The organism is Dysgonomonas sp. ZJ709, from assembly GCF_011039195.1.
Classification (GTDB): domain Bacteria; phylum Bacteroidota; class Bacteroidia; order Bacteroidales; family Dysgonomonadaceae; genus Dysgonomonas.
In genome coordinates this window covers 121896-146936 of record NZ_JAAKEM010000004.1, presented here as the reverse complement: position 1 = coordinate 146936, position 25041 = coordinate 121896, and the positions used below count along the sequence as shown (strand labels likewise).

At 36.9% G+C, this 25041-nt stretch carries 20 protein-coding genes; 5 read left to right on the top strand and 15 right to left on the bottom strand.

The genetic code is table 11. The features are described 5' to 3' along the window. Nucleotides 1-15: 15 nt before the first annotated feature. From G7Y56_RS04955 to G7Y56_RS04905, 11 genes are all read right to left on the bottom strand, one after another. Nucleotides 16-1407, bottom strand: coding sequence for a DUF6056 family protein (locus tag G7Y56_RS04955; RefSeq protein WP_255498645.1), 1392 nt, complete (start codon nucleotides 1405-1407; stop codon nucleotides 16-18). Nucleotides 1408-1461: 54 nt separating this feature from the next. Further along, on the bottom strand, nucleotides 1462-1914 hold the full coding sequence (gene smpB / locus G7Y56_RS04950; RefSeq protein ID WP_165041587.1) for an SsrA-binding protein SmpB: 453 nt from the start codon (nucleotides 1912-1914) through the stop codon (nucleotides 1462-1464). 153 nt (nucleotides 1915-2067) lie between these two features. Then, entirely contained in the window at nucleotides 2068-3381 is a 1314-nt protein-coding gene (gene der / locus G7Y56_RS04945) for a ribosome biogenesis GTPase Der (RefSeq protein WP_165041584.1), read from the bottom strand. A 111-nt stretch (nucleotides 3382-3492) separates the two neighbouring features. Next, the gene (locus tag G7Y56_RS04940; protein WP_165041582.1) at nucleotides 3493-4086 is read right to left on the bottom strand and encodes a hypothetical protein; all 594 of its coding nucleotides are present in this window, start codon (nucleotides 4084-4086) and stop codon (nucleotides 3493-3495) included. Nucleotides 4087-4181: 95 nt separating this feature from the next. Next, nucleotides 4182-6242: an alpha-L-fucosidase gene (locus tag G7Y56_RS04935; protein WP_165041580.1), complete on the bottom strand. Its 2061-nt coding sequence runs from the start codon at nucleotides 6240-6242 to the stop codon at nucleotides 4182-4184. A 132-nt stretch (nucleotides 6243-6374) separates the two neighbouring features. Beyond that, the gene (locus tag G7Y56_RS04930; protein WP_165021304.1) at nucleotides 6375-7358 is read right to left on the bottom strand and encodes a beta-ketoacyl-ACP synthase III; all 984 of its coding nucleotides are present in this window, start codon (nucleotides 7356-7358) and stop codon (nucleotides 6375-6377) included. Between the two features lie 75 nt (nucleotides 7359-7433). Next, a complete protein-coding gene (gene rpmF, locus G7Y56_RS04925) occupies nucleotides 7434-7619 on the bottom strand; it encodes a 50S ribosomal protein L32 (protein ID WP_165021303.1) in 186 nt (61 codons plus the stop codon). 73 nt (nucleotides 7620-7692) lie between these two features. Next, nucleotides 7693-8271 (bottom strand): DUF177 domain-containing protein, encoded by a 579-nt coding sequence (locus G7Y56_RS04920; protein ID WP_165041578.1) that lies wholly within the window; start codon nucleotides 8269-8271, stop codon nucleotides 7693-7695. A 286-nt stretch (nucleotides 8272-8557) separates the two neighbouring features. Beyond that, nucleotides 8558-8878: an RNA-binding protein gene (locus tag G7Y56_RS04915; RefSeq protein ID WP_165021301.1), complete on the bottom strand. Its 321-nt coding sequence runs from the start codon at nucleotides 8876-8878 to the stop codon at nucleotides 8558-8560. 237 nt (nucleotides 8879-9115) lie between these two features. Then, complete coding sequence (gene ribF, locus G7Y56_RS04910) at nucleotides 9116-10051, bottom strand: riboflavin biosynthesis protein RibF (protein WP_165041576.1); 936 nt, start codon at nucleotides 10049-10051, stop codon at nucleotides 9116-9118. A gap of 12 nt (nucleotides 10052-10063) precedes the next feature. Next, nucleotides 10064-10696 carry an HAD family phosphatase gene (locus G7Y56_RS04905; RefSeq protein WP_165021299.1) on the bottom strand — a complete coding sequence of 211 codons (633 nt, stop codon included), beginning with the start codon at nucleotides 10694-10696 and terminating at the stop codon, nucleotides 10064-10066. A gap of 106 nt (nucleotides 10697-10802) precedes the next feature. Here G7Y56_RS04905 and recO point away from each other — a divergent pair, with 106 nt between their 5' ends. The 5 genes from recO (at nucleotide 10803) to G7Y56_RS04880 (ending at nucleotide 17583) form a co-directional block, all read left to right on the top strand. Continuing rightward, nucleotides 10803-11525 carry a DNA repair protein RecO gene (gene recO / locus G7Y56_RS04900; RefSeq protein WP_165041574.1) on the top strand — a complete coding sequence of 241 codons (723 nt, stop codon included), beginning with the start codon at nucleotides 10803-10805 and terminating at the stop codon, nucleotides 11523-11525. Nucleotides 11526-11541: 16 nt separating this feature from the next. After that, complete coding sequence (locus tag G7Y56_RS04895) at nucleotides 11542-13335, top strand: hypothetical protein (protein ID WP_165041572.1); 1794 nt, start codon at nucleotides 11542-11544, stop codon at nucleotides 13333-13335. Between the two features lie 45 nt (nucleotides 13336-13380). After that, on the top strand, nucleotides 13381-14646 hold the full coding sequence (locus tag G7Y56_RS04890) for a DUF2851 family protein (protein WP_165021296.1): 1266 nt from the start codon (nucleotides 13381-13383) through the stop codon (nucleotides 14644-14646). Nucleotides 14647-14689: 43 nt separating this feature from the next. Further along, nucleotides 14690-15901, top strand: a complete 1212-nt coding sequence (locus G7Y56_RS04885; protein ID WP_165041570.1) for a DUF6051 family protein — start codon at nucleotides 14690-14692, stop codon at nucleotides 15899-15901. A 329-nt stretch (nucleotides 15902-16230) separates the two neighbouring features. Then, nucleotides 16231-17583 (top strand): FISUMP domain-containing protein, encoded by a 1353-nt coding sequence (locus tag G7Y56_RS04880; RefSeq protein WP_165041568.1) that lies wholly within the window; start codon nucleotides 16231-16233, stop codon nucleotides 17581-17583. A gap of 133 nt (nucleotides 17584-17716) precedes the next feature. On the opposite strand, the gene G7Y56_RS04875 is transcribed toward G7Y56_RS04880, so the two are convergent. From G7Y56_RS04875 to surE, 4 genes are all read right to left on the bottom strand, one after another. Next, nucleotides 17717-19414: a RagB/SusD family nutrient uptake outer membrane protein gene (locus G7Y56_RS04875; protein WP_165041566.1), complete on the bottom strand. Its 1698-nt coding sequence runs from the start codon at nucleotides 19412-19414 to the stop codon at nucleotides 17717-17719. A gap of 11 nt (nucleotides 19415-19425) precedes the next feature. After that, entirely contained in the window at nucleotides 19426-22413 is a 2988-nt protein-coding gene (locus G7Y56_RS04870; protein ID WP_165041564.1) for a SusC/RagA family TonB-linked outer membrane protein, read from the bottom strand. Nucleotides 22414-22992: 579 nt separating this feature from the next. Beyond that, a complete protein-coding gene (gene lpxB / locus G7Y56_RS04865; protein WP_165041562.1) occupies nucleotides 22993-24129 on the bottom strand; it encodes a lipid-A-disaccharide synthase in 1137 nt (378 codons plus the stop codon). A 34-nt stretch (nucleotides 24130-24163) separates the two neighbouring features. Next, nucleotides 24164-24937 (bottom strand): 5'/3'-nucleotidase SurE, encoded by a 774-nt coding sequence (gene surE / locus G7Y56_RS04860; protein ID WP_165041560.1) that lies wholly within the window; start codon nucleotides 24935-24937, stop codon nucleotides 24164-24166. Nucleotides 24938-25041 lie beyond the last annotated feature (104 nt).

The window sequence follows — 25041 nt, the reverse complement described above, 5'->3', positions numbered from 1 at the left end:
AATTTACACCTTAATTTATTCGTTTTCGTACCTTAGTTTTATTGAACGAACTTGATAATATTCACTCCAGTGAATAACATTCTCTAAATATTCAAACTGATAATCTAAAGCGATCTTATTGGTCGTTACAACTATATCCTCAATCCCTTTTTCTTTTTGTTCTATGATAGATTTTTCGCGTTGATTATATGTTCGTGAAAATAAACTCAACGCATTATATGTTCTATAATACAACAATGAACAAGTAAGAATCAGTATAGTAAACAATAATATATTTGATAATCTAAAAAAAACACTCTTCAGCGAAATATTTGCATACAAAACAGATATTGATATTATCTTAAAAATAATAATTCCAAAATATGCTCTTATGGGAAACATGGGTGATAATATCGTAACAAATAAAGCTACTTCTCCTGCTATAAAAAACAATACTGAATTAAACAACACTGCTTTCCTGTTTTTGTTCTCCTTCTCTTTATACAGAAACAATATTAGCAATATTAAATATATAATTACCAGCGGGAGTATAAACTCTATGTAATGAGTTGATAATAAAATACCAACTTTAGTAAATATTCTATCGAAGAAAGGTAATTGATTATAGGCATCCATACCCATCATTTTAGGCTCTAATGCTGCACGTACCAAATTGCCGGGAGCTAATATCATTAAAGTGCACCCAATACAAGCTCCAATTATTCCAGAGATAGCCCATCTGGGAACCTTCAGTTTATTCCTTTTATAGTAAAAACAATAAGCTACCAATATCAAGACCATTGTTGATCCCATATTTTCATTTGTCCATCCGGCTATAACACCTCCCAGTAAAAAGAAAATTGTTTTAGATATACTCTCTTTGGTTTCTTTATCTATCGAATATATATAATAAGGATAAATAAACAGAAAAATGATGAATGTGGTCCATAGATAGTTGGCTGCCCCACTCATCCATAAAACATCTGTCGTAAAGCGAGGTGTGAAATAAAATATTGATAAGCCTATCAGTAAGAATACAAAAAGATTATTACTTCTATTCTTATTAGAAATTTTATACAATAAAAATACAAAAGAAACAAACACTATACTGTTTATGATATCTTGCCATAAAGGATCAAATAAAAGTAGTACCTGAAGGATAGTATGCGCAACTGTCCTTCCTCCCCATTCGAAGTAATGATGATATTGGTATTTTAGAATATTAATAAAAGTTTCGGGAAATCTCAGAGTATCCCCATGTTTAAGAATACTATAAATCCGATCATCAAAGTACATTGGATACAGGGTATTCAATACAAAAACACACATAAAAACGAGGCATGCAGTCGCGAGTAGCAACCACTTTTGTATTTGTTCGGAACAGAATTTGTTATACAAATTATTACAACACTGCAAGACTACATTCATTTTATTTACGATGACTTTATTCTATAATCGGGTACTATCTGTGTTCTTAAATACTTAATTCTTCATCGCTCTATCCATCATACGCTTATCGTCCTTTTCTCTAAGAGTTTGACGCTTATCATATGTTTTTTTTCCTTTTGCAATAGCAATATTTATTTTAGCCAAGCCTCTATCATTAATAAAGATACGTGTAGGCACAATGGTAAATCCGGTTTCTTTTACCATTCGCTCTATCTTGCGTAGTTCCTTTTTATTCAGCAAAAGCTTACGATCACGACGAACAGCATGATTGTTATATGAACCATAAAAATATTCCGTAATATTCATATTACGTACCCACAATTCACCTTTTTCCAATATACAATAAGTATCTACAAGACTGGCTTTACCCAAGCGAATAGATTTAATCTCTGTTCCGGTAAGTACAAGTCCTGCCGTAAAAGATTCGAGCAATTCATAATCGAATGTTGCCCGCTTGTTTTTTATGTTGATTGTCGATTGACTCATAATCAATTTTTCAAAATCGTTAATGTATAATCCTAATTTACAAAAATAAGCATTTTATAGCAATACATTGTCTTTTTAGCGGTATATCGAGCATATAAAAATAAGAAAGGGATCTCTTTACGAAATCCCTTTTATCTTGTATATAAGTATTTATTATTTTTCTCTGATAATAATATTTATAGCCGTACCCGATAAATCCCAATGATCGCGAATACGATTTTCCAAGAAACGTCTGTAAGGCTCCTTTACCCACTGTGGCAGGTTACAGAAAAACACAAACGTAGGAACTTGCGTATTAGGCAATTGAGTTATGTATTTTATCTTAACATACTTCCCTTTATTAGAAGGAGGTGGTGTATGCTCAATAATTGGCAATAAGATTTCATTCAGTTTATTGGTAGGTATTCTCGTCTTTTTACGCTCATAAACTTCTTTAGCAGTCTCCAAAACCTTCAATATACGTTGTTTTGTCAGAGCTGATGTAAATATAATCGGAAAATCGACAAAAGGAGCCAAACGATCGCGAACTGCTTTCTCGAAAGTTTTAACTACAACTTGCTCTTTATTTTCAACTAAATCCCACTTATTAACGCAAACAACAAGACCTTTTCTATTTTTTTGTATCAACGAAAATATATTCATATCCTGACTCTCGATTCCTTGCGTAGCATCGACCATAAGAATACATACATCTGAGTTTTCGATTGCCTTAATAGAACGTATTACCGAATAATACTCAAGATCTTCCGTTACCTTTCCTTTTTTACGAATACCTGCTGTATCTACCAGATAAAAGTCCATATTGAACTTATCGAATCGCGTATAGATCGAATCGCGCGTTGTTCCGGCAACATTAGTTACTATATTTCTTTCCTCTCCGATTAAAGCATTGATCATTGATGATTTTCCCGCATTAGGACGACCAACAATTGCTATACGAGGAATCTCTTCAAGAGGTTCTTCTTCAGACTGTTTCGTAAACTTCGAAACAATGAGATCTAACAGATCACCTGTTCCGGCACCATTAATGGCCGAAATATTGATAGGGTCTCCCAATCCTATTGAATAAAATTCTGCTGAATTGAGATGCAAATTGAAATTATCAGCTTTATTCGATACAATTATAACAGGTTTTTTAGAACGACGCAAAATATTAGCGACACTCATATCCAAATCTGTCAAACCATTCATTACATCAAGGACAAACAATATAACATCAGCTTCTTCTATAGCAATAGATACCTGCTTGTTTATCTCTTCTTCAAATATATCACCCGAGTTGACAACCCATCCACCTGTATCCACAAGCGAAAATTCGTGTCCACCCCATTCTACTTTTCCATATTGGCGGTCGCGTGTCGTTCCCGATGTTTCATCAACAATGGCCTGACGAGTTTGGGTCAAACGATTAAATAAAGTCGATTTCCCAACATTGGGACGCCCAACAATGGCTACTAAATTTCCCATAATTCTGTACGTGTATTCTAAATTTAGGCAAAGGTACGTATTTTCTACGGATTATCTTTAAACTACAACGGCTTACATTAATGCAAGCCGAATATAATAAGTGTTTTTATTTTATTTAAATATATATTTAACATTACACCAGATTATGGTATCCAGTGGATTTTTCATTTCTTGCAAACTTGAATAACCAGCAGATTTCAACGCTGTTTCCAAATCAACACTTTTGTCAGAAGAAATGATCTGAGGCTCTTTATCCGAAAGCTGATAATACAACAGACCCTCCACCCGATATAAACTATCTGTATTTCCTGTTGCTACATAGATTAACTTCTTATCAGACCTGAGAACAAATAAAGAGTCATTTTTAAATTGATAAGTTGAAACTATTTTCATGGAGTCCACGTATGTTATTATATCATTATTAAATTCGACAGTCATATATGTAAATAGCCCAGCCTTATAGCTATCGCTGAACCTTCTCCGAACTTCAGCATTTTTCACACTATCAGCATTAATAGGGTTTCCGTTACCATCAACACCTTCTATAACAAACTCCCTTCCTCCATCTGGACCACCCACATATCTCTTAAAATCAGAGACATTATTTTCACCGGTCCATCTCATCACACTACTTTTGCCATCATCGCTACCGCAACTTAACAAAAAAAGAGAAAAGACAAATATTAAATATTTAAAGTTCTTCATATTATTGTTTATTATGGGTGTAAAGATAAATAAAAAAGAGGAAGCCTTATATAATAAACGGCTTCCTCTTTCATCTTATTTTGTCTCTTCTTGCTTTATCTTGTTATCAGGCCTATTTCTGCGACAAGATATTTATCACCCTTATTTGTCAACTCTGTAGGTTCTATTTTGATATAACCTGCCTTTAAAGGCTTATCTAATATTACATCTTGTTTTATCGGATTATTCTTTACATTATTAAAAATAGCATTATTGACAACTTTCGTCCAAGTTTTACCATCCTCACTAATATAGAAGTTATATCTCGATATATTGGCGGCTTCTGTTCTACCAACAGGTGTGTAAGAAAACCCTTTCAACAAATGAGCTTTTTTCATATCAATCACCAATGACTGATTTTTATCTATCGCAGCATACGTCTGGGTATCGCCATCTATTGCTTTTTCTGCTCCGGAAGGTGATAGTACGACCCAACCTATAGGAGCAATATCGTAACTCAATACTACTACCTCACTTTTTTTATTTCCATTATCTACAACAGCGATAGCTTTTACAATGCCACCATCAGGCAACGGAAACCCACCATTATATTTTGGTGAAGACAGTGTTGGTTCTGTTCCATCGAGAGTATAATAAATCACAGGGTCATTATTCACACACTGTATTGTAACCAAACCATCTTTGTCTCTTTTGATAAATGGCGCTGTAAGTTGTTCCGGAGCTTTGTATATTTCAATATTGCTCAACACAGGACAAGCCAATGCATTTGTTATATTTACTCTCACTTTTGTCGTGGTAACAGTAGGAAATCGAAGGATACGTTTGTAACCGATAGTTGTTGCTTTCGTCAATACCACCCAATCATTTTTTTCCTGATCCCAATATTCAACATTGAACTCAGACACTCGCTGCCCCAATGCAATATACTCTTGTAGCATAATACGATTAAATGTGATGTCTTTCTTAAAGTCAAGAGTCAACGATGCCGACAGAACACCGTCATCGGCTGCCCAATAAGTATCACTTTTCCCATCAGTCACATTAGCTGCTGCATAAGAGGATGAACCGCCACGTACATTAGTAGCATCGACAGAAACTCCTTCTATAAGGTTTTGACCAAAAGACTCTTCTATGGCTTTTCTAAATTCCATTAAACGTATAGAGTCATTCGGGTGAATGCGTCCTGTACGATCAGGCGGAACATTCAGCAATAGATTAGAGTTACGTCCAACCGAAGTATAATATATATCCATAAGTTGCTCGACTGTTTTCACCTTATCATCTGTAGACGGACTATAAAACCATCCCGGACGAATAGAGACATCTGTCTCTGCAGGAACCCATGCTTTACCATTAGGTTGCCCCATATTAAGTATATCGGTCGAAGGTGCTTTTGCTCCCGGTTCAAAGCCTTCTATATCCATAGTAGACCAATTGGTTTCTCCGGCAACACCACGCTCGTTACCCATCCAGCGGCAACCTGGACCGACATCACTGAATATAATAGCTTGGGGTTGGTTTTTATAAACTACATCATGGAACATATCCCAATCGTAAATCTGCTCTTTACCGGGATGTCCAGCCCCACCGTTAGCTCCGTCGAACCACTGCTCAAAAACTTCGCCATACCCGGTAAGTACTTCATTCAGTGTATTAGCAAATATTTGATTATATTCGGGAGTACCATAAGCAGGATGATTCTGATCCCAAGGAGAAAGATAAACTCCGAATTTCAAGCCGTATTCTTTACAGGCTTCCGACAACTCTTTCAGTATATCTCCTTTTCCATCTTTCCATAAACTCTCACGCACTGTATGCGTACTGTAATTGCTTGGCCACAGACAGAAACCATCGTGATGCTTTGCTGTTATAATTATGCCTTTCATCCCTGCAGCTTTAGCCGTTGCAGCCCATTGACGACAATCTACATTGGTTGGATTAAAGACTTTCGGATCTTCCTTACCATCTCCCCATTCTACATCCGTAAACGTATTAGGTCCAAAATGGATAAACATATAATATTCTAATTCTTGCCACTTCAACTGATGCTCTGTGGCAATAGCTCCATACGGTTGTGGTGGTTCCACATTCTTACAAGAGACAAAAAAACCTATAGCTAATGCTATAACTAAAAGATAGGTTTGAGTGTTTTTCATTATTAAGGGTTATTGGTTAGAATGGCTTAAAGGTAATAATTTAAATTTTGATAATAAATAGTTTTAAGATTAACAATAAAAAAAGGATAGTCGTTTGACTATCCTTTTCTGTATATATGGTCTAAATTTTAATTAATATGCCCATTTCAAATATACGGCACCCCACGTAAATCCGGCACCAAAAGCAGCTAGAATTATATTATCTCCTTTTTTAAGCTTAGATTCCCATTCGTGCAAACATAGCGGAATAGTACCTGCACTTGTGTTACCATATTTTTGGATATTGATCATAACCTTATCATCCGAAAGACCCATTCTTTTACCTACAGCCTCGATGATACGGATATTCGCTTGGTGAGGAACCAACCATGCTACATCTTCTTTAGTCAAATTATTGCGCTGCATTATCTCAACAGATACATCTGCCATACGAGATACTGCATGTTTAAATACAACCTGACCTTCTTGATACACATAGTGCATATCTTTGTCTACCGTTTCGTGCGATGCCGGATAAGCAGAACCACCACCTCTTAAATGAAGGTGAGGAATACCTATACCATCGACATGAAGGATAGAATCCATAACACCATATTCTTCTTCGGTAGGCTCCAGCATTACGGCACCCACTGCATCTCCAAACAAAGGACATGTAGTGCGGTCTTTGTAATTGGTAATAGAAGTCATTTTATCTCCTGCTACTACAATTACTTTCTTATATTTTCCCGATTTAATAAAATTAGATCCTACTTCAAGAGCATAAATAAAACCCGAACAAGCAGCTTGAACATCAAAACCCAGAGCATTTTTAATACCACAAGCTTCTGCTGTCATAGCCGCTGTACATGGAAATACATAATCGGGGGTAGTTGTTGCAAAGATAATTACCTCAACCTCTTCAGGTGTAGTATTAGTCTTTCTCAACAATTCTTTTACCGCCTCTGCTCCCATTACAGAAGTACCTCTACCTTCACCCTTTAATACACGGCGTTCCTTAATGCCTACACGCGACATTATCCATTCGTCGTTTGTATCAACTATTTTAGATAATTCCTCATTAGTAAGAATATCTTCTGGAACGTATGCTCCAATGCCGGTAATTGCAGCTCGAATCATCTTATTCTCGTTTTATTTTAATATAAATACAAAAAAATGCCCTAAAAGAATTAGGGCTTATAAGTTTTAGGCTGATTAAACCGCAGCTTCTTTCTCGATAGCTAATTTTCCTCTGTAGTATCCACATTCAGGACAAACAGTATGGAATACATGCCATGAACCACAGTTAGAACATGCTGCTAATGTAGGAGCTACTGCTTTGTCATGAGTTCTTCTTTTAGCTGTTCTTGATTTTGACTGTTTTCGTTTCGGATGTGCCATTTCTTTTTTATTATTTAGTTATGATTATTATTATCTAATAAGAAGTATAAAACCTTCTTTTAATTATTCTTTATTATTCGTCTGCAGCGACATCTTTAAGAGAATCCCAACGTGGATCAGAGAATGATGAATCATCGCCTTCAAGAGAAGTATCGTCATCTTCTTCCTCATCGTCATCATCACTATCGTCCGCAAGGGTCGCTCTATGTTTGTTCAACTTACTCGACATTCCTTTATTACATTGACCTGCCGGATGCACATGTTTCATTGGTAAGCTCAATGCTATGAATTCAAATAAGAACCAAGCAATATTGATCTCGCCATCTTCTTCCGGGATCACAACTATTTCGTCGCTTTCTTCGGTATACTCTGCTCCAAACTTTACGATCAACTTATTTTTAGTAGACACCTCCATCGAGATATCATCCAAACATCTGTCGCAAGGTACTTGTACAGACCCATTAGTGTCGAAATTAAGTTCGAATGTAGATGCTGTGTTTTTCAACATCAAAACCACATCCAGATTACCTTTTCGTATCTCGACAGTACCATCAATAAGCTCAAAATACTTGTTATCCAAGTGATATTTGAACTCATGTTTCCCTTCCGATAAAGATCTCAGGGGTATGTTATACAGGCTAAATTTTCCCACGTCTCAATTATAGTAATACTCAAAAAGAATGGCTGCAAAGGTAAAAAGTTTTTTTGAATAAATAAATATTTTACATCTAATTCTTGAGAAACAAAGGAATTAAGAGCGAATATCTATCCTTAACTTCCCTAAGTAACACATGGAAGGTTGGTTAGAACAATACGGAGAATGTTTTTTAACAAAAAAGATACTTTACAACTTCTATTTTTAATTAACAGAAAAAGGTATAAAACAAATGAGGCGTGCAATATTGCACGCCTCATCTTTTATCTTATCAAAAAACGGATTAATATTCACGTCTTCTGAAGCCACCACCGTTTCCACCTCTGTTGTTGTCGAAGTTTCTACGTGGACGGTCACCTTCTGTGCGAGGACGTGCCTCAGATACAGAAATAGTTCTTCCGTCATACTCAGCTCCATTTAATTCATCGATAGCTTTTTGTCCAGCTGCGTTATCTTCGATTTCAACAAAACCATAACCTTTTGAACGGCTAGTTTGTTTGTCCATGATAACTTTTGCAGAAGAAATTTCTCCGTATTCGCTAAATAGATCTCTTAAGTCGTTGTCGTTGATGCTATAGCTCAACCCTGCAATAAAAATGTTCATTTGTAAAAAAAATAAAAATTATAATAAAATACTCTTTGCAGTAAGAATAGATTAATTGAATTGTATAAAAAACTTAGCAAGAACTGACTTGAAAAGAAAAATATAAACTACACTATTAATATAAAACTCTTATGCAGGAGCAAATGTAAAAATAAAAATCAGTAAATAAGTTTTTTAACTGATTATTTTTTCATTTATATACACTTTTTTGCACATTATGGGGTAAACAGGACTCTCTCAATGGCTTTTTCCAATGATTTTCAATATATTGATAACTGTATCCTTGTCTTTTGCAATTTGTTTTTTCAAAGAATCTATACCCGAGAACTTTTCATCAGGGCGCACAAATTCAAGAAATTCGGCTGTCAACTCTTTATTATACAAATCGCCATCGAAGTCGAATAAATTTACTTCTACACTTATATCCTGCCCGTTCTGCAACGTAGGTCTCTGCCCTATATATAACATAGCATCGTATCGCTTACCCTCTACGTGAGCATAAACTGCATATACACCAAAAGCAGGAATAACCTTATATTTTTCCCACACTTGAATATTCGCTGTAGGAAACCCGATAGTACGCCCGACTTTGAAACCTTCGACTATCTTCCCCGAAATTGTATAATTATAAGATAACAATTGTGTTGCTTTTTCAACATCACCCTCTGCCAGCAAATGGCGAATACGAGATGAACTGACATGTTCTCCCGGCAACTCTTGTGCCTGAACAACATGTATCCCAATCTCATTGCCATAATGCTTATAGTCTTCGAACCCGTCTGTACGATTATGCCCAAAACGGTGGTCATAACCAATCAATAAGGTATCTATATTCAATTTATTCTTTAATACTTCAAGCATAAACTGGCGGGCGGGCATTCGGGAAATCTCATTCGAGAATTCGAGTGCCACACAATAGTCGACACCGGTAGTCTCCAACCGTTCTAGCTTCTCCTTATAACCACAAAGTAACGCAGGTTGATAATCGGCCTGCATAACCTTACGTGGATGAACAGGAAAGGTTATTACAGCTGATGGTAACGAACGCTCAATAGCTTCCTGTTTAACTTGTTCGATAAGAAATCGGTGTCCAATATGCACACCGTCAAAGAAGCCAATAGTAGCGACCAATGGCTTATGTTCTATTATATGATCTTTGTCTATTAATTGCACTGCAATACTATCTTAAAGTAGTTCTCTGCGTTCGAATACTTTTCTCAAGTCTTCGTCCTGATTGGTTAGGTAGGTCTCAAACCCTAGTTTCTTAGCCACTTCGATATTTGCTGCTCCATCATCGAAGAATAATGTTTCGGCAGGGTTCATGCCTGAATCTTTTATTATAAATTCATAGATTTCTTTATCCGGCTTTGCACAACCAATTTCAAATGATAAATAACATTTGTCGAAAAAATCCTGAATAGGTAATCCTTCGGGAGAGAAGTCTTTCGATTGAGCCCAACTCATTACAGACGGATTGGTATTACTTAGCAGGTAAACATTATATTTTTTGCGAAGATCTTTCAGCAATTGAAATTTATATTCGGGTATACCAACCAAAAAAGCTAACCACGCCGAATCGATGTCCTCGTTCGATATATCTTCTTTACCCGCTAACCTACGAAATTCTTTATAGAATTCCTCTGCATTGATTTTTCCTTCTTCGTATTCGAGAAAAATACCTTTTTGACGAAACTCGTTTATATACTCATCTATATTAGAGAAACCAATTTCGCGAAATCGGTTTAACGCATTATTCTTGTTCAAACTAACTATTACTCCGCCAAAATCGAATAAAATGTTTTTAATACTGGTCTCCATATTTTCTTATTTGTTTTTGAATTACGAAGTTAATTAATTATTCCAGAATAAAGGACAAGATTTATTTTAGTATTCGTATTTTTGCCTTTCATAAAATTGATTATTTGTGCTACATAAAACGAGAGGAGTAGTCCTTAGTACCATTAATTATAACGACAAGTATATGCTTGTTCAAATATTTACCGAAATGTTTGGACGGGTTACGTATATGGTATCGAAGGCTAAAAGCAGGAATACAAAAGTATCCAAATCCCTCTTCTCCCCGCTCGCTATACTCGAACTGGAAGTAGATCATCAGGCTTCACGCGATATACACCGTATCGGAGAGGCTCGCTCTACTTTACACCTATATGACATATCGGGTAACATGGCAAAAACATCGATGACTTTCTTTCTCTCGGAATTTCTAACCCGTGTACTAAAGGATGCCAATGACAGCCAATTGTTATTCAATTTTCTCGACCAATCGGTTCAGATACTTGAAATGACTGACAAAAGCATCGCCAATTTTCATCTTGTATTTATGCTAAAGTTAAGTCGCTTTTTAGGTTTTTACCCTAACTTGCACGACTACACTGTAAATAGCATTTTCGATATGATGAATGGAGAGTTTGTTACACATCAACCTTTGCACAATCATTTTCTGAACAGATACGATAGCCGGGCATTAGCTCGTCTGGATCGTATATCGTATGAGAATATGCATAAATTTATATTCTCCCGTCAAGACAGGATTATTGTTATCAACAGAATACTGGAATATTACCGATTGCATCTACAAGATTTCCCTCAACTGAAATCGCTGGATGTGCTTCACGAACTATTTTAAATCATTATATATAATTATGACCTTAGAGCAAGTAAAAGAATCATATAGTACATTAATTTTAGCGGAAAGAGTAAAGTTAGCCCAAAAGAAAAAAACAATATTTCAAGTAGGCACAATCAGGCTTGTTGTTGTTTTAGCTTGTATTGCTATCTGCTATGCGCTATGGAGCAACACGTCTGTAGTATTAACAACAATAGGATTATCATTCATCATATTCTTACTGTTATTGAAGTATCATAATAAATTATTTATTCAAAAGAGATATAGTGAACTACTAATCGAAAATGCCGAAAACGAATTAAAAGGGATCAATTATGACTTTTCCGCTTTCGATGGTGCTGCCGAAAAAAGCGATGCAAGCCACAGTTACAGCCTCGATCTGGATATATTTGGCAATCATTCTATTTTCCAATCCATTAACAGAACTGTAACTGCATCTGGAAAAGACAAATTAGCTACTACAATTCTATTTCCATCCGAAAAGAAAAAAGATATTATAGCTCGACAAGAGGCGATAAAAGAGTTGTGTAGCAAGCCTCAGTTAATTGCTCATTTCAGAGCGATCGGACAAATGAGTGAAACTGATAATTTGGACGTTAAAAACTTTTCGACACAGTTTGCAGAAGCGAAGTCGTTCTCCCAAACCTTCTGGCGATTCATGCCATACGTAATGCCATGCCTTGCTATTATTGGAATCGCGTTATATGGGCTGGAAATTATACAAACTCTAATATTTCTTATCTATTGGGGTATCTTAATTTCTATCGGCGCTGCTCCTTTGAAATATCTTAAAAGTAAAATTGAAAGTCTTGAGAAAAAACTAGATAGCTTACAAACATATTCCGAGTTATTCCAAATTATTGAGACCGAATCGTTCAACAGCGAGTTACTTAAAGCTATACAACAGCAAACAAAAAAGAATGAAACAGCATCATCTGCAATATCTCAACTAAGAAGTTACAGCAACAACTTATATCAATCATTCACTTTCCCCGGAATATTGCTCCTCAATCCGACCATGATGTGGTGTATAAAATACGATATCAAAATAGAAAAATGGATATCGCAACACGAAAATGATATAACAGAATGGTTCGACGCCATTGCACAATTCGATAGCCTTATATCACTTGCTATATTTGCATACAATCATCCCGATTATACTTACCCTGAAGTAGCCGACACATTTATGTTTGAGGCTAAAGACTTAGGGCATCCGATGATCAATCGGGAAATCTGTGTTCGAAACGACGTACAGATAGGCACTCACCCATTCTTCCTTGTTGTTACAGGCGCAAATATGGCAGGAAAGAGTACTTATCTACGTACCGTAGGACTCAACCATACATTGGCTTGCATAGGAGCACCGGTGTATGCAACATCGCTAAAATTTTATCCATTCAGACTTGTAACAAATCTGCGCACATCCGATTCGCTGGCAGATAATGAATCGTACTTTTTTGCCGAATTGAAACGTCTCAAGATGATAATAGACCGTCTGCAAAGTGGCGAACAACTATTTATCATCCTCGACGAAATATTGAAAGGAACAAATTCGGAAGATAAACAAAAGGGATCTATTGCTCTGATGAAGCAACTGGTATCATTATCGGGAAACGGAATAATAGCCACCCATGATTTAATATTGGGAAATCTGGAAAAAGAATACCCTGACGCGGTCAAAAATTATAGATTCGAAGCCGATATAAAAAATGAGCATCTATCGTTTACTTATAAAATTCGCGAAGGTGTAGCACAGAATATGAATGCCTGCTTTCTTATGAAAAAAATGGGTATTACAGGTCTCTAAATATTTATTATCTTTGATAGAGCAATAAAGTTACACAATCATATTATGGAAGATATACTACATTACGTCTGGAAATTCAGACTCTTTCAAAAAGACCTCAAAACAACGACGGGAACACCCATTGAAGTAATTGATGTTGGCTTATCAAACACAAATGAAGGCCCCGACTTTTTCAATGCAAAAATAAAAATAGGCGATAAACTATGGGCTGGTAATATAGAGATACATCGTTCTTCTTCCGATTGGACAAAGCACAAACATCAAACGAATAAAAGCTACAATTCGGTCATACTTCACATTGTAGAAAAAGTGGATTGTGCTGTTTATAATGAGTTACAGCAAGAAGTTCCTCAATGCGAAATTACATATCCAAAACATATCGACGAGAATTACTCTTTCCTTATACATTCCAATACAGATATTGCTTGCTGTAACTATATAGGTTCAACACCACCATTTCATATGAATTCGTGGATGAATTCGCTACTTATCGAACGGCTGGAACGAAAATCTAATCATATATCCGATTTATTAAAACAGTTCAACAATTCGTGGGATGATGTATTTTACATACTACTTTCGCGTAACTTCGGATTTGGTCTTAATTCCGATTCATTCGAACGACTAGCTCAAAGTCTGCCCTTAAAATACATACAAAAACAAGGCGATAATCTGATACAAATAGAAGCTCTCTTGTTTGGTCAAGCGGGCATGTTCGACGACATAGAGAAGAAAGACGATTATTTCGTACTACTGCAAAAAGAATATGAATTCTTAAGAAATAAATATGAATTAGAACCGTTAGATTTATACATCTTCAAGAAATTAAGAACACGACCGACCGCTTTTCCGCAAATACGGATAGCTCAATTGGCGGCATTATTGCACAGTTCACACGGTTTGTTTTCAAAAATAATTTCTTGTCAGGATATAGGGCGCATAAGGTTAATGTTTCATGTTAATGCATCCGAGTATTGGCAAACACATTATCAGTTTGGGGTAACATCGGAGCGTAAATCTAAATATCTGGGTGACGCATCGCTCGATATTATTCTTATTAATACCGTAGCTCCTATCCTATTCGCTTACGGAAAAGCAATTAATAGCGAGGAGCATTGCGAGCGCGCATTGCTTTTTCTGGAGACGATAAAGCCTGAACTTAATAGCATAACCAAACGTTTTTCGAAATTGAAAGTTCCATTGAAAAACGCTGCCGATTCGCAAGCTATTATTCAACTTAAAAGAGAATACTGTGAGCTTCGCAAATGTCTCTTTTGCCGTGTAGGACATCAGTTATTAACGATGAAATAAGTATAACATTAAAATAGTTTATATTTCTTAAACAACCAGAACAATGAAATACATAGATCTTTTTAATCATTTAAAGAAAATTGAGAATTATACGGACAACGAGATTGAAATAGATAATCAGACCGTTATCCGAAATTTCACGTTCGAATCGAATTACAGATTTTTACTTCCAGGTGGTTCGGGTAATAATGATGACTACGAATATATACCTAGCGTACCGGAAGATTACGAGCCGGATATTATTCAAGAGATATTGAATAAAAAAGATACCGAAATACTGGAGAACATTAAGTTTCGCTATCACATGATTATGCCTAAACATGAAGTGAAAACAAACAAGGTTATTTTCATGTTTCATGGTTTTAACGAAAAGTACTGGTCTAAATACCTTCCATGGGCAAAATACATAGCCAATAAAACAGGCAAAACAATTATACTATTCCCCATCGCCTTTCATATGAATCGGGCTCCTGCTATCTGGAGCGACTCGCGTGAAATGTATCATGTCAGCCAAAAACGCAAAGAACGCCACCCTGACATTATTTGTTCGAGCCTTTCTAATGTGGCTATCAGTACCCGATTGCACAACAAACCACAACGTTTTATCTGGTCGGGATTGCAAAGCTATTACGATGTTATTGATTTTGTAGAGTATTTCAAAGCAGGTAAACATCCCGCTATTAGTGCTGATGCGACAATTGATTTTTGCTCTTACTCAATAGGAACGTTCCTTGGCGAAATACTAATGATGAGCAACAAGAATGAATATTTTTCAAAATCGAAATACGCTACATTCTGTGGTGGAGCGGTGTTCAACAGGCTATCTCCTGTATCGAAATTCATATTAGACAGTGAGGCCAATGTCAGCCTTTATTCTTTTGTGGTAGAACATCTTGAGAGCCATATGAAACGTGACGAAGTACTACGCTATTATCTGAACGCTCAGCCTGAAGGCATTAACTTCAGATGTATGCTGAATTACAGAACATTGACCGAATACAGAGAAGAAACGTATATGAGGATGAGCGATCAGTTTTATGCCATTACTCTAGCTAAAGACGAAGTAGTACCCCCTTATGAGGTTATCAATACACTTCAAGGCGTATGTCGTAATATTCCGATCAAAGTTGACATACTAGATTTCCCCTATAAATACACGCATGAAGATCCATTCCCTGCATTACCGAGAATAGCCGATGAAGTGGACGAACAATTCCGAATAACATTTGATAAGATATCTGACTTTTTGAAATAACCGGATAAAAAAGTAGTAGAAGAATTTTATAGATTCAACTACTACTTTTTTTTACACTTAGCTATAGGTAAATCAAATATATATATTTACATTTACCGAAGTTAAGGATCTGTAAAGCAAACTTTTCAAATACATTCTCATCTTTTGATACGAACATATCAAACTAAGCATACCTTTAATTCTTATGCTACTTGTCAAAAACCGGTAGTTAATAGCCTTTTTATAACAATACCCAAAGCCATTACTTCCTTAATTGGCTTAACATTTACGTAGCGACACTACCTTACTACAACTATATTTTGCTCATTATAAAACACTTACAAAACGACATGAAAAAGAAGACAAAACTATTTTATTCCCTGACAACAATGCTTTGCCTATCATGGCATATGTACGCCCAAGTAACAATCGGCAGGAACGAAGCCCCTTTGCCGGGGGCTCTACTCGATCTGAAAGAAAGTCCTGACGGTATGTCCAGCAGAGGTCTATCTATGCCTCGCGTATTGCTTACCGATTTATCGAATCTTTATCCGATGCTCACAGGTAGTGAAACTGATTATGCTACACTAAAAATAACCCATGTTGGTTTACTAGTTTATAACGTAAAGGCTCAGGAGACAGTCGATCGTATATGCCCCGGACTACATGTATGGACAGGCAATAAGTGGGAGGCGCTAGTTGCTTATCCTATTTCGGCCGATCGTCGGACTCTCGTGTCAGATGTGTTACATAGCTTTACCTTTCTTGATCCGAGTTCCGCTACGAACTGGCCTGCAGATAAGAATAGGAGTCAATACCCATTGGGCTATATCGGCTCCTTTACCGACAGCCGTGCAGGCGATACACCACAAACCTACAATTATACGCGCTTTTATGTTGGCTTGGCTAACCGCACGAAGACTTATGAGGTACAAGAAAATTATTCGTGCAGCAGTGCTCCTGTCTATGGTCCTACTTTCACTAAAGAGGAAACAGGCAATTATTTTGAGGACGGGATTTGGACGAATGATAATTTACGTGCGACAGTTATAGACCCTGTTCGCGACAATGGCGATTTAGCTTTGAACCTGACTGAAGATTATAATGCGAATGACTCTTTCGATCTTGTCGCCTGGGGCTATCCTAATAAAGATTCCAACAACAAAGGCACATTAGGCTTGCTTTACACCTGGTTAGCAGCCACTAATGGCAAGCAAGCAGCGGATCCTGTTGTTAGTGAAGGAGGTTTGGACGAAGGCACGCAAGTTCAAGGTGTTTGCCCATCCGGTTGGCATTTGCCCAGCGACCGTGAGTGGACTAATCTGGAGAATGCGATTATTATGAATACTTCGATGTTTAGCACTACGCCGACTATCGGCAGCGCCGGTATAATAGACTATACACCTACTACATGGCGTGGCACAACACATGGTACTGCTATGAAATCCATTACACCTACTAATGGTACTGCCACAAGCGGCACATCCAAAACCGCAGCACAGGGTGGTTTTAACGGCCTTCTTTCGGGTAACATTAACCACAATGCAGCGGGTCAGTTTGGCATATCTGGCTTTTGGTGGTCTAGCAGCATCCGTTATGCTACTTCGAGTTGGTATAGGCATCTTTACTATTCCAATACTGCGGGGTATCGCAGTGGCCTCACTCACAATTTCTTGATCTCAGTCAGGTGTAAGAAAAATTGATTCACAGCAAATAACAATATCATTAATGAACATATAATACAAGAAAGAGCAAAAGATAAATTTATCTTTTGCTCTTTTCACACAGTTGTCTCTCAATAAAAACGAAATGCAAACAAGAGTATTTTGTTATTTATCAATAACCCGGGTTTTGCTCCAACAGATTACTACCTGATAAGGCTCTAGCAGGAACAGGGAAACGATTCAGATTTTTGTCATTCGACGCTTCATGATCCCACCATTTTTCAGTTAGAAATTTATTCCAACGAATCAAATCGGTACGACGACGACCTTCTCCTAAAAATTCGACCATCCATTCATCCAATATTCTGTATTCATCAAGATTGGCTGAAGTTACCGGATCAGGGTCTATTCTATTTTCAAAGTTACGTGCCCTGACTTTATTTATCAAAGTGGCTGCACCGGCCTTGTCGCCAGCCCTCATTTTACATTCGGCTAACATATAGTATACTTCCGCTAAACGAGCCAACGGATTATCCGGATTCCAGCGAATTGTTTTTTCCGCAAGATTCGGTTGAGGAACTTTTACTAAACGAATACCTGTATTCTCTTCACCCGAAGCAATATTAGAGGGCAAACTGGCCACATTGGGGTAATCTGTCCCTACTTTTCGGAACTGAGCAACCTGATCTACGAATGTTATTATCTGATCTTTGTACTCTTGTGTTCCACGAGACGATACTCCTGTCACAGGATTTGTTTGTGTACCTACAAGGAACATACCTTTATACTGTTTGTTTCCCAAATATAAATAAGGTTGTTTACGTAAGTCTTTATCATTAAACTTCTCATACGGCTTACCTAATTTATATTCAGTATAAATTTCGCCTGTTGGTTTACGAGATGGTTGCAAATGCGTACCATTATCGGCTCCTCCTTCTATATCAAAATATTTATAAGATTCGTAGTGGTAAAATGCAGACCAGAACCAGTTGAAGGTTAATTTAGCATTCTGAGAAGGAGTACACCATATCATTTCAGGAGATTTGTCATTATCAAAGCCATGAGGTCCATGCCAGGTAGGATCGAGGTCATAAGCTCCATACACTCCATCTATTAGTTCCTGAGATAATTTGGCGCATTCGGTAAATCGGCTTTCTCCAATATAAGCTTCTGCATTAAAATACAACTGTGCCAGCATCATCACTGCCGCCGCTTGTTTTATAGAACCATCCTCCGGCTTACCTATTTCGGTTTTCTTCTCAAGCTGAGGAATTGCTTCTTTCAGCAACGTTTCTACATGGGCAAAAGTCTCTTTATCTGTACTGCGACCGATATTTTCTTGTGTAGTAGAGGTAAATATAGGCATGCCTCCAAAATAATCTAAGGTTCTCATATACAAATAAGCAATCAATGTTTGAAGCTGCATCTGATGAGCATCTTTCTCTGCCTGAGTAAAACCTAAAGCTTCATAATCAACAAATGTGTTTAAATCTTCTTTAGTCTCCATAGCTAAAGCTATACCCATTGTACCGCCTCTCCATGTTTCCCATATTTCACCATCATTAGGTGTCCATGCATGATGAATAAAACGTTGATATATTCCACCGTTGTACCAGTGAGGCCCCTTAGTGGTAATAGCAAAACCATCAGCGGTAAGCTCCTGCAATCTCCATCTATCGTTCTCCACAAACCAACGGAAATGTGTAAACGGACGATATAATACGGTTAACACACTCTGTTTAGATGTAAAATACTTATCGGGAGTAGCCTCACTATACCATTTTTCATCTAAATCCGTACAGCCCGATATAATAAACAAAAGGCTACCGAGACAGAGAGCTTTTATATATTTAAATTTATTTTTTTTCATGATAACTATGATTAGAAAGTTAGTTGAACACCTAAAGTAAAACGACGGGTCTGTGGATAAATACCGGTCACACCATCTTTAATATTATTGAACCATTCGAAACCCGGTTCCAGCCCATTGATGTTTACTTCCGGATTCAATCCCGAATAGTTTGTAAATGTTGCCACGTCACGTACCGTCAGATATAATCTGGCTTTGTCCAGATATTTATGGTATTTTTTCAGATTAAGGTTATAACCAATATTTATGGCATCGATTTTGAGAAATGTTCCATCTTCCAGCCAAAAATCACAAAGCTCTTTTTCACCCTTTATATGTGCATATTTCGAATATGCATCTTTAAGTACATTTTGTCCTTCTACGTTCGACAATCCGTAATACATATTAATCGTATTGAATACATCGTAATCTATCCAACTGCGCAGGAAGATCGAAAGATCCCAATTTTTATAATTGATGGTATGATCCCATGCGATAATGAGTTTAGGCATAGCATTACCGACAAACGCTTTATCTTCATTTTTTTTATCGGCGGCAGGGATTATATTATTATTTTTGTCATACAATAGCCAATTACCGTTATCATCTATACCCGCATATCGCCAGATATAATATTCTCCGATATTTTTTCCTGCCTGCAAACGAATTGCAGTACCCGGACTGCCAGGACCGGGAAATCCCAGACGATCTTCGTATGTATTACTTCCCCATAACGATGTAATTTTAGATTCATTATGAGAAAAACGCATGGTGGTAGTATATTCAAAATCCTTTGTTTTGAAAGGTATAGCTCCTATTTCGAACTCCCATCCACTATTTTCTAAATTACCGGCATTCATCGTGGTTCTATCGTGAACTGACGGAGGTACCGGTACGAAAACATCATAAATCATACCTTCTACCTTACGGTTATAAATATCAAGTTTACCAAAAAGGCGATTATCCAACAGAGAGTAGTCCAGACCAAAATTCAGCTCTTTCTTTTCCTCCCAGTGCAAATCATAATTCACATTATGTTTAGAACCATAGGCATAATTCCAAACGTTATTTGTCATCCACCAATTATCATCCGAAGCATACATTTTGGTCGATTTTCCTGCTTCAAAACCATTATTTCCGGTGACACCATATCCAACCCTGAATTTCAAATCGTTTATTACTTCGATATCTTTCAAGAATGATTCTTCAGAAAAACGCCATCCACCTGATAAGGAATAAAAATTACCCCATTTATTATTTTTACCGAATTTAGAAGAACCTTCGTGACGAAGACTGGCTGTAGCCATATACCTGTCTTTAAAGCTATAGTTAACCCGACCTAAGAATGCAATTAAACGCTCTCTTGCACTCTTATTAGAGTACATTTCAGCTCTACCCTCACTCAGGTATGTTCCTTTGCCAATATCCCAGGGACCTAGCCCATCAACCGGAAAATCGAAGTTTCTCATATTGAATTTTTCGCCGTTTGTTTCGAAAAAGCTATAACCCCCCACAGCGCTTATCACATTATTACCAAATGCTTTATTATAGCTAAGAATAGATTCGAATATGATATCGTCAGTCTTACTAAATTCGTGAAAAGCTTCGCCCCTACGTGTATTATCTAAAGAAGATTTATGATTAGCCGATACAAATTGATAATTTTGCCATTGTTTGCCTTGATATCCAATAGTAGCTTGTGCATACAAATCGGTGTTTATATTTACTTTAACTGTAGCATCTGCCAACAACCATTTATCTTTTCCTCTATTCTCTCTTAGATTTACGTCGGCAACAGGATTAAAATACTCCCAACCGCCTGTCCAGACATTGTAGCCTGTTGGATTGCTTGCATCATAAGCTGCCTGAGTCGGATTCAACTTCAGAGCCATGTTAAAAAGACCTCCATTTGCACGCAGATCTCTATCAGCCTCATGGTATTCGGCATGCGTTTTTATCTCTAATTTTCCATCCAGCAGACTGAAATTAACGTTCATTCTTCCCGAATAATCCTTTCGTCCATCACCAATAACTATACCTTTTTGATCTTGCATCATAAAAGTTGTATAGATACGGGCAGCTTTGCTTCCACCGGATAAATTGATCAGATGTCTTTGCGAAAACGGATTATCACGGAGTAACTCGTCATACCAGTCGGTATCATGACCAAAATTGTCCTGACTTAATCCATGCTCTACAAATTCGCTCGCAGATAACACCTGAGGTCTGGCTCTCACTGTTTCTGTCGAAAATTCTCCTGTATAGGTGAGTTTGATAGGACCATCATTTGCTTGCTTTGTTGTAATAAGGATTACACCACCGGCAGCACGTGTTCCATAAATAGCTCCGGCAGATGCATCTTTCAGAACATCGATAGACTCGATATCTTCCTGATTAAGGGAACGGATGTCTCCCCCGGGAATTCCGTCGATAACAACTAACGGCCCTTTGCTGGAATTAACAGAAGCAACTCCCCGTAATTGGAAATCGTTAGTAGCGTTAGGACTTGAATTACCCGATATAGTCAAACCAGCAATCCGACCTTGAAGCGCTGTTCCAACTGTAGCTCCCCCCATTCCCAAGACTAGATCTTTACCACTTATAGACGAAATAGAACTCGTTACAGCCCGTTTCTCCATCGTTCCGTAGCCGATTACCACAACCTCTCTTAATAGTTGGTTATCCTCTTCTAAGGTAATGTTGATCTTACTTCTATTACCAACAGAAATTTCTTGTCTTAAAAATCCAACATACGACGCCACTAATGTAGCCCCTGCATCTGCATTTATAGAAAAATTCCCATCATTATCGGTATGGGCTCCGACTGTTGAACCCTTTACGCTAATTGTAACACCAATAAGAGGTTCGTTAGAGGTGTCAGTAACTGTCCCTGTTACTATTCTCTCTGTCTGTGCAAAGAGAAAAACCGGTAGAAAACAGAGTAATCCTGTTGCTAAGAACAGAAGAATACTCCGCTTAGAAGACCTACCTTCACACATGTAGTACTTACTTTTTTTCATTTTCTCAAATTAAGGTTAGTGATTAGTTTAAAAAATATATGGATAAATCCTAATAATAGGCATAGCAAAGAAGGGATATACAGACCCGAAAACCGGAGTATGTATATCCCTTATATAATTTGTTCGTAAATTTGTACTTTTTACGAAACTTTGTAATAGTGTAAAATAAGTATATGCTAAATTGCGCGCGCGAATGTTGTGTGTGTTTTTTTTCTCTCTCTCTCTCTCTCTCTCTCTCTCTCTCTCTCTCTCTCTCTCTAATAAATAAGCGTTACTGCCCAAATATATATTGTTAAATATAAGGGTGATAAAGATAATTTTTATTGAAAATAGAGATATCATTTCATAGTAGATTTTATACAGAAAATTAAGGTTAAATTATTGCAATGCATCAGAAGCCAGTGGTATTCTTCGATCTGTAAGACATAGTATAAATTACAATAAATAGATATTATTCTTTTGCAAAAAAAAGAAAACGAGAGTTAATATTTAAATCAAAAGGTTAATTAAACGGTTATTTCGATGACAAATGTAAATAAATTTTAATAAAACAAAACACGAAATGAAAAATAAAAGAATTTAATATCTTAACTTGCTAATCATCAACTGCGCTGCGTGTTGCGAAGCACCGGGTTTACCTGTTAAACTAATTACATCACCGTAACCAGCTAACATATTATTGCGATATTCTTCATTATGGAGAATTTTATCGGCTTCGTTACGAATAGCTTCGACAGAAAAAAACTTAGCGAATAGTTCTTGTACAACAGTTTTGTCAGCAATTAAATTTACAAGCGAAATATATTTAGTATGCAATAAGTTCTTAAATACCCAATATACAACAGGTGGAATCGGGGTCTTATAGCAAACAACCTGTGGCACGCGAAATAGAGCTGTTTCAAGAGTAGCTGTGCCGGATGTAACAAGTGCCATGGTAGAATGGCTTAGCAGGCGATAAGTCTGATCAAATACAATTTTACAATGCTTATCTCCTATGTATTCTTTATAATAATCAGGATCGATACCCGGTGCTCCTGCTATAACGGCCTGATATTCGGAAAAGCCTTTAATCGCTTCTAACATAGAGGGCAGATTATCTTTTATCTCCTGCTTTCGGCTCCCTGCCAACAAGGCAATAATAGGCTTACTTGGCAACATATTATCTGCTACAAACTGCTCATATGTATCCGATTTATTTTCAGCTTTGAAGTGAGCTACAGCATCTACTGTAGGATTACCGACGTAGTTAATATCGTAATTATGCTTTTTAAAAAACTCTACCTCGAATGGTAAAATTGAGAACATTTCATCGACATACTTCTTAAAAGACTTCACCCTATATTCTTTCCATGCCCACACTTTAGGTGAGATGTAATAATAAACCGGTATTTTAGTATGAGTCTTTATATATTTGGCTATTTTCAGATTGAAACCCGGATAATCAATCAGAATAAGCACATCGGGTTGAAATTCAACAATTTCTTCCTGACAGATTTTCATATTGCGGAGTATAGTTCTCAGATTAAGCAAAACGGGTATTACACCCATAAAGGCCATCTCCCTATAGTGTTTTATGAGTCTGCCACCTTGCGTCTGCATCAGATCGCCACCAAAAAAACAAAATTCAGCGTCAGGGTCTTGCTCTTTCAATGCAGCCATAAGATTAGAACCATGCAAATCTCCTGAGGCTTCTCCTGCAACTAGAAAATATTTCATATTGTCATATTTAGTAATGAAAAAGTCTACAGACTTAAATTAAACTCTCCCACGATTTTATAGTACTAATATAGTTATGATCTGTCATATCGATCTTTACCGGAACTACTGAAACATAACCTCTTGCTAAAACATGTTCGTCCGTATTCTCATCGTTCGGTTCATCGTTTGCAAATTCGCCTGTCAACCAGTACACATCTTTATATGATCCGTCTTTAGACTTTTGGAATTCGTTTGTCCAGTTGCCCGATGTCTGACGACATATTTTAATCCCTTTCAGGTCTTTTGTATTTGGAATATTCACATTCAGGCATGTACCCTTTGGAAGCCCTTCTGCCAATACCTTTTCGCTCAACAATCGTGTAATCTTTTCAGATGTAGAAAAATCGGCATTCATAGAATGGTCTAAAAGAGAAAAACCAATAGACGGTATTTTGAATACACAACCTTCCATCGCTGCTCCCATTGTGCCCGAATAAAGAACGGCAACCGAAGCATTCGAACCATGATTGATACCTGTTACCACCAAGTCGGGTTTACGATCCAACACTTCGCTTACTGCAAGTTTAATACAATCGACAGGTGTTCCTGTACACGAATAGATTTTAAGATCAGTCTCTTCTTGCAGTAAATGAATACGGATGGGATATAAGGATGTTATGGCGCTCGACATACCCGAGCGTGGACCATCCGGAGCTACAACTACTATTTCACCTAATCCTTTTAAACTGTTAGTTAATGCTTTTATACCTTTTGCCTGATAACCATCATCGTTTGTTACCAGTATCAGAGGTTTTTGCTTTGTCATATTTATTACTTTGTTTTTATTTTGTTAAGAAACAAAGATACGCCAATATTTTCAAATCTCTATTGGTACTTTTGTTGAGTAAACTTAATATTTAGTAACTTTGA